Here is a 13,555-nt window from a genome sequence, read left to right as displayed (position 1 = left end):
AGCCGCAACAGCCCAGACGCCGGTTTCCTGCTCGCGCCGACCAGAGTCGGCGCGAAGAGGATGGCGGCCTAAGAGGAGATCTTCTTGAGCCGTCACCTCCACACCCCTGACCCGCTCCCCAACGCTGCATTCTCCCCAGATTTCTCCCCAGCCTGTCGGCGAGCCCGTTCCGGCTGCGCGTCCGAGGGGGCGGCGCCCCGCGGACGCGGCCCCCACCGGGTCGTGCGACTCGTGCTGGTCCGGCGGCGCCTCCGCCCAGTGTGGTGGGGGCGTAGAAGGCCTCCTCGCCGACGAGAGTTGAAGCTGTGCCTCGGATGGGGCTGTCGAGTATCGGCTTCTCAGATCAATTTCGTCGGTTCGACAGAAAGGGCTGCAGTGGCTGTTATGGCAGCCACGGAGGCGATCAGCCGCCACCCGATATCGTGGGCTGCGTTGAGCAGGGACTTGTCGGCCGCTTCGAGCGCTGCAAGGAGCGCCTTGATCTCGGTCCGGTCGCCACGATCGACGGCGCCCAGGAGCCGCAGAACCAGTAGCTTCACAAACTGTTCGGGCTCTCTGGCCAGACGTTCCCCATCGGGGTGGTTGATGATCTCCACCAGCTTCCGGAGCACAGGAAGGGCGGCGATGTCGTTCTGGATGAAGGCCATGCCGACTTGCAAGCCGACGTTGTGTACGGCCGTCGCGATGGGCATGGGGTCCAGTTTCGAAGTTGTCGCGAAGGTGGCGAGCTTCGCGAGTTCCGCCTCAGTCCCAGCCCAGCACTTCTGGAACGCGAGAGCCTCCGCCAGCAGGGCGATGACATTGATCCGCAGCACCACGGGAAGCCGAGGGTCGTCCAACAGTGCCCGACAGAGTTGCTCGATCTCGTGGTCGGGCAGGTTCTTGTCGCTCAAGGCCTGTGTGATCCGAGCGATGTCGGCGAGGAGCTGGGAGACAGCCGTGGTGGGGAGTCGTTCGGCAAGCGCTCTCAGGTCGGTGATCAGACGGGCAACAGGTTCGCCCGGCACCTCGCGATGTGTTGCAGTACGGAGCATGGCCAGGACGTTGGCGACCGCGTTGACCACATCGGCCGGGCGGGATTCCGCGATCTGGAGCGATAGTTCGTGGATGCGCTTCAGGTTCGGGACCAATTCGTCCAGTCGTGCACCCTGCTTCCTCATCAGATCAACGAGCGGCACCCGTGTCTTGAGTTCGAGTACGGGTGCCGGGACCGTGCGGGCCATGAGGATGGCCAACTCCGACTCGAAGCAGACCCGGGCTTCGTCCAGGCTTCCCGTACGGAAGTGGGCCCCGCCGAGGTTGCCGTACAGGACGGCTAGATCGTCGGAGCTGATCCTGAGCCGAAGGGCGTGCCCGGCGAGACTTTGTGCATGGGGAACCAACTGGTGCATGCGGTGTTCGTCCTCGTTGTCGATGAACTCCGCGAGCCAGCTTTGGGTGTGAAAGGCAGCGCGGCTTAGAATCCGCTCCATGTCGCCGGAGCCTTCCAGCCGTCCTCGTACGACATGCTGCACGATCTCGTTGATGCTGATCGTCTCGTCGAGCTCGTGGTTGTGATCCGACCCGTCCTGTCGATGCGGGGCGCCTGCACTGAGTGGTTCACCTCGCTGGACGAGGGACTCGCTCCGCAGTGCGCGGTGGATCTCCAGCACGCTGAGCGAGTTCCCAGGCGACTCGACCATCACCGTGGGCCCCTTCAGGCCACTGCGCAGGACGGACCCCTTCGATAGCACGGCTGCAGCGACCAGAAGCTGGAGCGGGATTTGACGGGAGGCCATGTACGAGGCCGTGATGATCGACGCGAGCGCCGCGCTCGATGTCTCCTGCTGCCGCCCGTCCTTCGCAGCGCGGCCGATCCGCTGCAGGGCCACGAGGATGGCCGCGACCAACGTGCGCGGGTAATCGGGCGGGACTGACTGCTCGTCGTCCAGCGCTCGATCCCGGATGATCTCCAGATAGCGCGGTACCTCCGCGAGGCCGAGCCCGCAGCCGGCCAGGTAGCCACAGGCCAGCTCGATGGCAAGAGGCCAGTGCTCCAGGTTCCGCACCAGCTCGGTTGCCGCCTGCTCATGCGTCTCGCTCCAGAAGGCGTCGTCCGCGGACAGGCGCAGGCGGACCAATGACACGGCCTCTTCGGTGGTGAGCTGTGCGACGTTCACCCGCCGGGGGTGGGTTGCCCAGCTGCTCTGGTTGGTGGAAGTGATGATCACGTGGCCTCGTCCGCCGGTGGGCAACCACGGAAGAAGCCGGCGACGGTCCGATGCGTTGTCGACGACCATGAGCCATCGGCCTGGGAGCGCGCTCAGGAGGGCGCGCACCCTGTTCCGCAGGACCCCGGAGTCCATGCTCGCCTGCTCGTGCTGCGGCGCGAGCCAATCGTGCAAGATGCGGTAGGAGGCGACCAGAGCGGCATCGCTTTCCGCATCGAGCCAGAAGATCTGGTCGTACGAATCCGCGACGTCGTGGGCATACGCGGCAGCGGCACTGGTCTTTCCGATCCCGGACAGGCCCAGCACGGCACAGCTTCGTACCACTCGGTCCTCGGGTGATTCAGTAAGCGCCCGGTGCATGCGCTCCAGCAGTTCAGGCCTGGGTAGATCCGGTTGCGAAGGAACGGGCCCCACCATGATGCCCCAGTCGAAGTTCCCCAGATCGTGGGCGAGGTGAGTGGACTCTGTCAGCAGTTCGGAACGGAATTCGTCCAGGGTCAGCACACCGTCGAACTCGCCGCAGGCCCTTCGGAAGATCTCCGACACCAGGTGATTGGTCATGCGACCCGCTGAGCGCAGGCCGAGGCCGCTGCTCTGCTGCGAACGGAACCTCCTGATGCGCTCCCGTAGGTGTTCGCGCAGCTCATGAGGCTCGCGGGAATCCGGCACGATGCGAGCGCGATTCAACCGCAACAACTCGTCGTGGCCAAGGCTGTGCACGTTCTCTTCCTGTTTCGGGCTTCGCTCCAGGAGCTTGGCCAGCTCCAGTCGCAACTCGTCAGGATCGGTGAGGCCCAGCACGCGGTTCAGGTGAACGGCCTTAGCATGCAGTCTCATGTTCGTGATCAAGCTGTAGGTCTTGGCGCTCGGCCTGGCTTTGATCATCCGTACGAGTACGGCGAAGGCGGCCGGGGCGGACAGCTCGGTGCCTCGGCCTCCTGATTTCACTTGTGCCGCGAGCACGGGGGCGCGGTCGCCACCCACCAAATCGAAGTCGATGGCATCCGGGTCATGGACTGCCTCACCGGTGGTACACGTTGGTTCGATTAGCGCCGCACTTATGCCTGGGCGCAGCCCTTCGGCAGCGGCCAGTAACTCTTCCAGCGTGACGAGATATTGGTACTGAAATCCGGAGGCAGCAGCCTGCCCCCCACGCTCCGCCATATCTGCTGTTCCTTCCCTAGCGGCAAGCCTTTGCTGGTCGTTCAAGGCTAAGCAGACCCGCTGACAACGCGGTGTGTCCTGTGAGGATCACGCAAGACGTGGGAGAGTTGGCTGCGATCATGCACATCCGGACGACTGTTGATCGTTCTCAAGGGCATGGTCTGTGGTACACCCTCGTGGTGGTGGTGAGGAAGAGGCACGAGCTGCCTGGCATGCCGGTGGTCGGGACCTGGTTGGTAGGTCGCCCTTGCGCATGATTGCACCCGCTAGCGAATAGCTGGAGAGCGTCGGGGACGACATCCGAACCGGCCGCATCTCAGGCCGAAGGCCGGGCCTTCCGAGAGCGGGCCAGAGACTCGTCCCACGCAGACTCGGCGTCGTAGCCGAAGGACGCTGCCCTGCGGCCCCCGTTGCGGACAGGTTTGCAATGGACCCAGTTGTCTTCGGCAGGGCCCAGCGCGATGGGTTTCCGGCAGTTGCGACACTTCGACGGCTCGATGGCCGAGCTGATGCTCTCGGTCAACGTGTCAGTGCGCTGGGGTAGCTTCCCCGCAGTCATATCGGGGTCCTCTGTGGCAAAGAGGGCGACCAAGCGGGCGGGCGTTCTGGACCGTGGACGCGTTCACGTTGGTCGGAAGTCTGGCGAACCCATTCGATCCTGCCCGACACGGGCTGAGCGGGCCCTGGTTACGAGAGGTCCCTTCGAGGCAGGGGCGGACGAGTCCACCCCCTGACCCAAGAGGCAGGCGAGAGCACGCGTGGCGAGACCATGGCGCCAGGGTCGGACGTCCCTATTGCGTCGCGTCGCAGCTCTCGCAGCGGCTCACGGCCACCCGCTCGGGGTTGCCCTGGGTGGCGTGGAGCGGGTTTGAGGTCGAGAGACGGCGCCATGCCCCGGGGGACGGGGCGGGGATCCAGCCATAGCGGGGTGGCTGGATGTCGGCCGGGACGATGTGCGTGCAGCCGGGCAGGTGGGCCTTGCCGCTGGCGTGGATGATGATCGCAGCCGCCGGCCAGCCGTCCCATTCACTGGCGGGCGTGCTACGGCGCGTTGCGCGGCGAGCGCAGTCTGCGCAGTTGTGCATTTCGTGGCGTTCGCAGTATTGCATCGCTCTCTTCCCGTCAGGTCCGACAAGCAGCCTATTTGTCCCTACCGTGGCATCCGGTCAATAGCGAATGCCTGGCCTCAGGTGAGGGGCGAGGCGGCGAAGTCTTCCTCTCCCGCCGCGAGCTCTCCTCGTCGAGCAGGGGGTGTACCTCGCGGATTCGGGCTCCGGCATCCGTCCGGGGGAGGCTAGGGCCAGAGACACGGCCAACGCGCAGCCCCCCAATCGCCGGTGCGCACGGCCAGTTCGGTGCAGTCCTCCTCTGCGTCCCGTCCAGTGCCAAGCATCGTGCGGGCATCCAGAAGCAGCGCGTCCTTGTCTTCCCCATGCTTCATGGCCAGAGGCTCCAGCGGAGCTTGCCCGTGGCGGGTCGGCGCGTTCGTTCGAATGAGCAGCCGCCCCTGGTTCAGCGGCAGAGCTCCATGATGGTGTCGTCGAAGTCTGGGAACTCCCGGGCGGCCAGTTCGATCACAGAAGTCGCCGACCGGCGCTGGTGCGGTGCGAATTGTTCGGCGATGGCAGCCAGTTCCCGATGAGGACGCGGGATCCAGTCGGGCTCGTAAGAGGTGGCAGCTTCCCAAGGGCCGAAGCCGTCCGCCAGTAGCCACAGGAAGTCACCCAGGTCGCGGGCGACAACACCAGTCTCTCCTTCGGACCCGAGGAAGACGATGGGCTGCTCGGCCGGGGGTTGGTTCGGGCGGATCAGCCAGAACGCCGCGTACCCGCCCGAGCCGTCCTGCCCGAACACACGGAAGTCGTCGCCATCGACTTCACTGTTCCCGGTCCATGCCTGGAACCAGTCGGTTGTATCGGCGGCGGTCAAGAAGGCCGGGAAGGGCTCGAAGTCGATCCCGTTCTCGGCTGCGTGGTCGTATTGAATGGCGAGCGCAGTGGCCAGCGTGGCGGGAAGCTGTCGGTCATGGGTGGGTGTCACAGGGACAGGCTAGCCATGGGGTCCGACATCGGTGGCCTACGGACGCTGGACGTTCGGTCGTAGCCACCCAGCGAGAAGGGGCAGGCCTGAAACGGCGAACGGCTGGCACAACAGATGCTGTGCCACCCGTTTTCGTTACCGTCCGCCGGCACGCTGCGCGGCTGCAGTGCGGCTTCGGCTTGCGAGGGGCAGAGGCAGGGTGAGGGGCATGGGCTCGGCGGGGCTGCTCACGAGTACCGTTGACCAGGCCTTCAGGCACGGATCACGATCGCTTCCCGTCTGGCTGGAGACCGTTTCCCCGTACTGCGCCGATGCTGCTCGTACTTGGATTGGCGTGCGAGCGGTTGCGCACGGCAGTGTGGCGTGGCCAGTGAGTTGGGCATGGGACCTGACGTGGGCGGATGTGGATCCGCGCCGAGACCGAGGCCGCGTGCCGCCTGATCTCCTGGGGCGGTGGTGAACGAACGGGATGTTCTGCTCAACGAACTCGCTCAGGGGCTGCGCCCCATGTCTGAAGGCATCGTGTGCTTCGATGAGCTCGACTCGGAAGAACAATCCGAGGTGCTGCTGTTCCTTCGTCATCACTGTGTCCAGGCGCGCGCTGCCGGTGAGGATGCCTCGGAGAGCATCCGTCGTTCCGGGCTGCGCTCGACGCTTACGCCCGGGGTGCTGCTCTCACGGGGCGATATGGACATGCAACTGGTAAAGATCGCCGGCCTCACGCCTGTCAACGCACACCGTAAGGCGTTCAGGCTGCTGATCGCGGTGCTCACAGTGGCCGACGGGCGGCGCCGCAAGTGCTTCTGCTCCGGCGGCTGTGACCACTGGTGGCACCGTCTGTGTGCTGCTGACTGACTTCTCGCAGCCGGTTTCGTTCCTCAGATCCGCTGCTTCCCCAGTGCCCGACGCATTCTCCCCCAAGAATCTCCCAGGGGCCCAGGAGGCTGCTTCCTGATGCTCGTAATCGTCAAGTTAATAAAGGTCGAGGCATGCTCTACAGCCAGTCGCGCTTCTTGAAGATGACGTAGAGGCTCGTGCAGACCACCGCCTTCAGGAGGATCGCGAAGGGTAGCCAAAGCTCCAGCTCAGCTCGGGCGTGGCCTCGAAGTTCATACCGTAGATCGTGCTGACCAGGGTCGGGGCGAAGAGGATGGCGGCCCAGGAGGAGATCTTCATGATTTCCTCGTCCGTGCGTACTTGGCGAAGCCGGCCATCAGGGCGTGGAGCATGCCGACCTAGGGGGCGGGGGGCGCGTTGGAGCTCGACCATTTCGCGGGAGAGTTCGTAGAAACGGCGGGAGACCTCCGGGTCGCCGCGGAAGACCTCCGTCTCGATCTCGTCCATGTCGTTCTGGACGCCCGACACGACCGGGGCGTAGCCGTCGACCACCGCGTCGAGGATGGCGTAGAGGGCGGCTTCCGGGCCGAGGGAGAGGAGGTCCAGGGAGGCCTCCATGCGGCGGTGGAGGCCGATTCAGGCCATGCCGTCGGGCTGTTTGCGCAGTCGGCGGAAGGTTTCGGTGAGGGTGGTGGGGGAGGCGACGCGGCGGCCTGCGTGGTAGACGGCCGAGCCGATCACGCTGTGGTGGTCCGGGGGGATTGCGGACAGAAGGTGTCCGTTACGGGGGTTAGGTTTTGGGTATGGCCTTCCTTTCGAGTTCCGTTCTCGGTGTCCGCGCTCTGAACCGTGCCACGCTCGCGCGGCAGCTGTTGCTGGGCCGTGTCGGGATGCCCGCGCGGGATGCCGTCGGGCACCTGCTCGGTTTGCAGGCGCAGAACGTCAAGCCGCCCTACTTCCAGTTGCACGCCCGGCTCGCCGGGTTCCGGCCCGAGGAGCTGGGGCGGCTGATGGAGGAGCGGGAGGTGGTGCGGATGGTGACCATGCGGTCCACCCTGCACACCCACACCGTGGAGGACGCCCGGATCCTGAGGCCCCTGGTGCAGGGGGCCCGGGACCGGGAAGTGGGGTACTTCCGGAAGGGGCTCGTCGGGGTGGATCCGGCGGTGCTCGCCGCCCGGGCCCGGGCGTTCGTCGAGGAGGAGCCGCGGACCATGGGGGAGATCCGCGAAGAGCTGCTCCGGGTGTGGCCCGGGGCCGATCCGCAGGCGCTGGCCGTGGCGGCGCGGTGTCTGCTGCCGCTCGTGCAGGTCACCCCGCGCGGGGTGTGGGGGCGCAGCGGCCAGGTGCGGCTGACCACCCTGGAGGCCTGGGCGGGCCCTTCCGCAGAGGAGGAGGAGAGTGGAGGGATCGACGGCGTCGTGCTGCGGTACCTCGGGGCCTTCGGGCCCGCCTCCGTCAAGGACATGCAGACCTGGGCGGGGCTCACCCGCCTTCGGGAGGTCTTCGAGCGGCTTCGGCCGCGCCTGGTGACCTTCCGCGACGAGAACGGGGTCGAGCTGTTCGACCTGCCCGACGCGCCCCGACCCGACCCCGCCACCCCCGCGCCGCCCCGCTTCCTCCCCGAGTTCGACAACCTGCTGCTCTCGCACGCCGACCGGGCCCGCGTCGTCCCCCCGGAGTTCAAGGGGCGCAACACCGACGGCAACCAGAGCCGGTGCGTGGTCCTGGTCGACGGGTTCCTGGGAGGGGTGTGGAGCGCCGAGGAGGGCGTGGTCACCGTCGAGTTGTTCCGGGAGCCGGCGCCCGCGGTGCGGGAGGAGATCGCCGCCGAGGGGGAGGCGATGCTCGCCGCTCTGGGCGGCGGGCCCGCGACGGTGCGCTTCGGGTCAATCCGAGGCTGACGCCGCCCTGGTGGAGGCCCTGCCCGGCGCGGCACGATGCCTCCCATGACCATGACCGAGAACAGCGGCTCCGACAGCTTCCTGGCCGCGCGGGACTTCCTGCTCGCCCACCGCGGGCAGTACGAGGCCGCCCGCGCCGGATTCACCTGGCCCCGCCCCGAGCGCTTCAACTGGGCGTTCGACTGGTTCGACCGCGTCGCGGAGGGCAATGAGGCCGACGCGCTGCGGATCGTCGAGGAGGACGGCACCACCGAGAGCGTCACCTTCGACGCGATGCGGCGGCGGTCCGGGTCCGCCGCCACCTGGCTGCGCGGGCAGGGCGTCGCCGCCGGCGACCGGATCCTGGTCATGCTGGGCAACCAGCGCGAGCTGTGGGAGGTGATGCTCGGCGCGATGAAGCTGCGCGCCGTCGTCATCCCCGCCACCCCGTTGCTCGGCCCCGCCGACCTGCGCGACCGCATCGAGCGCGGCAAGGTCCGCCACGTGATCGCGCGCGTCGCCGACACCCCGAAGTTCGACGAGGTGCCGGGCGACTACACGCGGATCGCCGCCGGTGACGGGGTCCCGGCCGGCTGGCTGCGCCTCGCGGACATGGCCGGGGCCGACAGCGCCTTCCGCCCCGACGGGGAAACCCTCGCCTCCGACCCGCTGATGCTCTACTTCACCTCGGGCACCACCGCCCGCCCCAAGCTCGTCGAGCACACGCACGCCTCGTACCCCATCGGGCACCTCTCCACCATGTACTGGCTCGGCCTGCGCCCCGGCGACGTCCACCTCAACATCGCCTCGCCCGGCTGGGCCAAGCACGCCTGGTCCAACCTCTTCGCCCCCTGGAACGCCGGCGCCACCGTCTTCGTCCACAACTACACCCGCTTCGACGCGCAGCGGCTCATGGCCGAGATGGACCGCGCCGGGGTCACCACCTTCTGCGCCCCGCCCACCGTCTGGCGCATGCTGATCCAGTCCGACCTGACCGCCCTGCGGCAGCCCCCGCGCGAGGCCGTGGCCGCCGGCGAGCCCCTGAACCCCGAGGTCATCGAGCGGGTGAAGGAGGCCTGGGGCATCACCATCCGCGACGGGTTCGGGCAGACCGAGACCACCCTCCAGGTGGGCAACTTCCCCGGCGCCCCCGTCAAGCCGGGCTCGATGGGCCGGCCCGCGCCCGGGTACGAGATCGTGCTGCTGGACCCCGTCACCGGCAAGGAGTCCCCCGACGAGGGCGAGCTGTGCGTGGACCTGCGCCGGCGTCCCGCCGGGGTGATGACCGGCTACCGCGACGACCCCGAGCGCACCGCCGAGGCCATGGCGGACGGGCTGTACCGCACCGGGGACATCGCCTCGCGCGACGCCGACGGCCACCTCACCTACGTGGGCCGGGCCGACGACGTGTTCAAGGCCTCCGACTACAAGATCAGCCCGTTCGAGCTGGAGAGCGCCCTGCTGGAGCACGAGGCGGTCGCCGAGGCGGCCGTCGTCCCGGCCCCGGACGCGCTGCGGCTCGCCGTGCCCAAGGCGTACATCACCCTCGCCGCCGGCTGGGAGCCCGGGGAGGAGACCGCGCGGCTGCTGTTCGCGCACTCCCGGGCGGTGCTCGCCCCGTACAAGCGGATCCGGCGCATCGAGTTCGCCGAGCTCCCCAAGACCGTGTCGGGGAAGATCCGCCGGGTGGAGCTGCGCGACCTCACGGCCGCCGGCTCCCTCCAGGAGTACGACGAGGCCGACCTGGCGGGGTGAGCTCCGCCCCGGGCGCCCGCACGCGTACGAGCGTGCGTACGGGCGGCCGGCGCGGGATCGGCCCGTACGCGTACGGGCGCCCGCGCGGAAGCGGGCGTCCGTACGCGGGAAGGCGGAGTCAGGCCGGCAGCTGCGCCTCGATCGCGGCGATGACCTCGGGGGCCTCCGGCTCGGTGCGCGGGCGGAAGCGCGCCACGACCTCGCCGGCGGGGGAGATCAGGAACTTCTCGAAGTTCCACTGGATGTCCCCCGCCTCGCCGTCGGCGTCCGGGGTCTTCACCAGCTCCTGGTACAGCGGGTGCCGGTTCTCGCCGTTCACCTCGGACTTCTCCAGCATCGGGAAGGTCACCCCGAAGCCGGCCGCGCAGAAGGTCTGGATGTCCTCCGCGGTGCCCGGCTCCTGGCCGCCGAACTGGTTGCAGGGCACACCGATGACGGTGAAGCCCTTCTCCTCGTACTTGAACTGCAGCCGGGCCAGCCCCGAGTACTGGGGGGTGAGCCCGCACTGGGAGGCGGTGTTCACCAGCAGGATGGCCTTGCCGCGGTGGGCCGCCAGGCTGGTGGGCTCGTCGTCCAGGGTGGTCAGCGGGATGTCGTACAGGCTCATCGGGCGCTCCTCGGCTCGGCATGCGTGCGGCCAGGTAGTGGGCGGGCAGGCAGGCGACGTGATCGGACAACACGTGCGAACAGCCTCCGAGCCTAGGCCCCCCGCCCCACCAGTGCGTCCGCCGGGTCGTTGACCGGCTGCGGCATGCCCGTGAGGTCCATGACGAACAGCGGTATCCCCAGGTCGTCGGCGCGGCCCCGCGCCTCCTCGGTGTAGCCCGCGAGGGCGAAGTAGACGCTGGTCGCGGAGGCCGTCAGACCGTTCAGCCACACGCACTCCACGGCCCGCAGCCCGGCCGGCGCCGTGGTCGCGTCGACCTGCGCCACCACCCCGGGCGCCCGCAGGTCCACCGCCGCCGAGGGGATGGGCACCCCGTCGGGCTGGCGGACGTCCCGGAAGCCGAGCCAGCGCAGGTAGAGCGCGGCCGTCGCCACCGCGTCCCGGGTGGTACGGATGGTCACGGGCCGGAACGGCGGCCGCGAGGCGGGCCCCCGCACCGCGCCGGCGGCGCCGCCCCCGGACCCGGGAGCCCGGCCGGCCGGACGCCCGTCCCCGCGTACGCCGTCCCCCGCGCCCGCCGCGTCCCGCCGGGCGGAACCGGCCCCGGAACCGGCCCCGGAACCGGCCCCCGGACCGGCGTCGGAACCCGCCCCCGCCCCGTTCCCGGTTTCCGCGTCCGCCCCGGTTTCCGTGTCCGCCCCGGCCTCCGCCGGAGCCGGCGGCCGTACGGGCACCAGCACCACCGTTCCGCACGCACCGCAGCCGACCTCCGGGTGCGGCCACTCGCTCTCCTGCCCGCAGGACCCGCACCGCACCGTCACCCAGCTGTCCTGCCAGGTCCGGTGGGTCAGCGGGAGGGCCGGGGCCGCCAGGTCCAGCGGCGGGGTGACCGGGCTCCCGCAGGAGCACGGGAAGACCGGGGAGATGTAACCGTTCTCTCGCTGGCACGCCGGGCAGCGCACCGGTACCGCTTCCGCCATGAGCCCTGGACCCCCTCCGTCGCTGTGCGTGGGTCCATGCTCCACCACCCGCCACCGCCGGGGCGAGCGAGCCCGCCGAATCCCGCCGATTCACCCCACGGGCCCGGCCATTTGTGCAACTCACCGAAACAGATGCGGCTTTTGGTGGGTTCCGGGGTGCTCCGGCGCCTTGACGTGCGGGAAGCCGACACTTAGCTTGTTTCGTATAGCAGAACAAAAATTCCGGATGCCGGAAAAAGTCTGACCGCCAGACCCGCAGGAGAACCTGATGCCTCGTATGACAGCCGCCGCTGCCGCCGTTGAGATCCTCAAGCTTGAGGGTGTCGAACAGGCGTTCGGCGTGCCCGGTGCCGCGATCAACCCGTTCTACCGCGAGCTCAAGAACGTGGGCGGAATCGCGCACACGCTGGCCCGTCACGTCGAGGGTGCCTCGCACATGGCCGAGGGCTACACCCGCGCCAAGGCGGGCAACATCGGCGTCTGCATCGGTACCTCGGGCCCGGCCGGCACCGACATGATCACCGGTCTGTACTCGGCGATCGCGGACTCGATCCCGATCCTGTGCATCACCGGCCAGGCCCCGGTCTCGAAGCTCCACAAGGAGGACTTCCAGGCCGTCGACATCGCCACGATCGCCAAGCCCGTCACCAAGGCCGCCACCACGGTCCTGGAGGCCGCGCAGGTCCCCGGCGTCTTCCAGCAGGCCTTCCACCTGATGCGCTCCGGCCGTCCGGGCCCGGTCCTGATCGACCTGCCGATCGACGTCCAGCTGACCGAGATCGAGTTCGACCCCGAGACCTACACCCCGCTGCCGGTCTACAAGCCGCAGGCCAGCCGCCCGCAGGCGGAGAAGGCCCTGGGCTTCCTGCTGGAGGCCGAGCGCCCGCTGATCGTCGCCGGTGGCGGCATCATCAACGCCGACGCCTCCGACCTGCTGGTCGAGTTCGCCGAGCTGACGGGCATCCCGGTCATCTCCACCCTGATGGGCTGGGGCACCATCCCGGACGACCACGAGCTGGCCGCCGGCATGGTCGGCGTGCAGACCGCCCACCGCTACGGCAACGCGACGTTCCTGGAGTCCGACACCGTCATCGGCATCGGCAACCGCTGGGCCAACCGCCACACCGGTTACAACCTGGACGCCTACACCAAGGGCCGCAAGTTCGTCCACGTCGACATCGAGCCCACCCAGCTGGGCAAGATCTTCGCCCCGGACTTCGGCATCGCCTCCGACGCCAAGGTCGCCCTGGAGCTCTTCATCGAGGTCGCCAAGGAGTGGAAGGCCGAGGGCAAGCTGCCGGACTTCTCCGCCTGGGCCGCCTCCGCGCAGGAGCGCAAGGCCACCCTGCAGCGCCGTACGCACTTCGAGAACATCCCCATGAAGCCGCAGCGCGTCTACGAGGAGATGAACAAGGCGTTCGGCCCGGAGACCCGCTACGTCACCACCATCGGCCTCTCGCAGATCGCCGCCGCGCAGTTCCTGCACGTCTACAAGCCGCGCCACTGGGTCAACTGCGGCCAGGCCGGCCCCCTCGGCTGGACCATCCCGGCCGCCATCGGCGCCGCCACCGCGCAGCCCGACGTCCCGGTCGTCGCCCTCTCCGGCGACTACGACTTCCAGTTCATGATCGAGGAGCTGGCGGTCGCCGCCCAGCACAAGGTCCCCTACGTCCACGTCCTCGTGAACAACGCCTACCTGGGTCTGATCCGCCAGGCGCAGGGCGGCCTCGGCATCAACTTCGAGGTCAACCTGGAGTTCGAGAACATCAACACCCCGGAGATCGGCGTCTACGGCGTCGACCACGTCAAGGTCGCCGAGGGCCTGGGCGTCAAGGCCATCCGCGTCACCGACCCGGAGAAGCTGGGCGAGGCCTTCGAGGAGGCCAAGAAGCTGGCGCAGGAGTTCCAGGTCCCGGTCGTCGTCGAGGCCATCCTGGAGCGCGTCACCAACATCGCGATGAGCAAGACGGTCGACATGAGCGACGTCACCGAGTTCGAGGAGCTCGCGACCGAGCCGGGCCACGCCCCGACCGCGATCAAGGCCCTCCAGGTCTGATCCGCCGCGGCAGCGCCACGAAG

8 protein-coding genes and 1 pseudogene are annotated in these 13,555 nt (G+C 68.6%); 4 read left to right on the top strand and 5 right to left on the bottom strand.

What is annotated here, in order from left to right:
• Positions 1 to 338: 338 nt before the first annotated feature.
• Positions 339 to 3,374, bottom strand: coding sequence for a hypothetical protein (locus ACZ5NJ_RS32250; protein WP_468769593.1), 3,036 nt, complete (start codon positions 3,372 to 3,374; stop codon positions 339 to 341).
• Positions 3,375 to 4,886: 1,512 nt separating this feature from the next.
• Entirely contained in the window at positions 4,887 to 5,414 is a 528-nt protein-coding gene (locus tag ACZ5NJ_RS32245) for an SMI1/KNR4 family protein (RefSeq protein ID WP_468769591.1), read from the bottom strand.
• Between the two features lie 453 nt (positions 5,415 to 5,867).
• Here ACZ5NJ_RS32245 and ACZ5NJ_RS32240 point away from each other — a divergent pair, with 453 nt between their 5' ends.
• Positions 5,868 to 6,269: a DUF5958 family protein gene (locus tag ACZ5NJ_RS32240; protein WP_468769590.1), complete on the top strand. Its 402-nt coding sequence runs from the start codon at positions 5,868 to 5,870 to the stop codon at positions 6,267 to 6,269.
• Between the two features lie 139 nt (positions 6,270 to 6,408).
• Here ACZ5NJ_RS32240 and ACZ5NJ_RS32235 read toward each other — a convergent pair.
• Positions 6,409 to 6,881 (bottom strand): annotated as a pseudogene (locus ACZ5NJ_RS32235) (CorA family divalent cation transporter); the annotation flags it as partial.
• A 173-nt stretch (positions 6,882 to 7,054) separates the two neighbouring features.
• On the opposite strand from ACZ5NJ_RS32235, the gene ACZ5NJ_RS32230 reads away from it, so the two are divergent.
• Both ACZ5NJ_RS32230 and ACZ5NJ_RS32225 read left to right on the top strand, forming a co-directional pair.
• On the top strand, positions 7,055 to 8,155 hold the full coding sequence (locus tag ACZ5NJ_RS32230; protein ID WP_468769588.1) for a winged helix DNA-binding domain-containing protein: 1,101 nt from the start codon (positions 7,055 to 7,057) through the stop codon (positions 8,153 to 8,155).
• Between the two features lie 51 nt (positions 8,156 to 8,206).
• Positions 8,207 to 9,889 carry an AMP-binding protein gene (locus ACZ5NJ_RS32225; protein ID WP_468769698.1) on the top strand — a complete coding sequence of 561 codons (1,683 nt, stop codon included), beginning with the start codon at positions 8,207 to 8,209 and terminating at the stop codon, positions 9,887 to 9,889.
• A 118-nt stretch (positions 9,890 to 10,007) separates the two neighbouring features.
• Here the strand turns inward: ACZ5NJ_RS32225 and ACZ5NJ_RS32220 are convergent, their stop codons facing one another.
• Together ACZ5NJ_RS32220 and ACZ5NJ_RS32215 are read right to left on the bottom strand one after the other, a co-directional pair.
• A complete protein-coding gene (locus ACZ5NJ_RS32220; RefSeq protein ID WP_395508181.1) occupies positions 10,008 to 10,496 on the bottom strand; it encodes a glutathione peroxidase in 489 nt (162 codons plus the stop codon).
• A 92-nt stretch (positions 10,497 to 10,588) separates the two neighbouring features.
• Complete coding sequence (locus ACZ5NJ_RS32215; protein ID WP_468769586.1) at positions 10,589 to 11,476, bottom strand: hypothetical protein; 888 nt, start codon at positions 11,474 to 11,476, stop codon at positions 10,589 to 10,591.
• Positions 11,477 to 11,744: 268 nt separating this feature from the next.
• Between ACZ5NJ_RS32215 and gcl the strand changes: the two genes are divergently transcribed.
• A complete protein-coding gene (gene gcl / locus ACZ5NJ_RS32210; protein ID WP_468769584.1) occupies positions 11,745 to 13,532 on the top strand; it encodes a glyoxylate carboligase in 1,788 nt (595 codons plus the stop codon).
• The last annotated feature ends 23 nt before the right edge of the window (positions 13,533 to 13,555 follow it).

The organism is Streptomyces sp. NPDC032091 (assembly GCF_055580265.1).
This window is presented reverse-complemented; position numbering and strand designations above follow the sequence as displayed.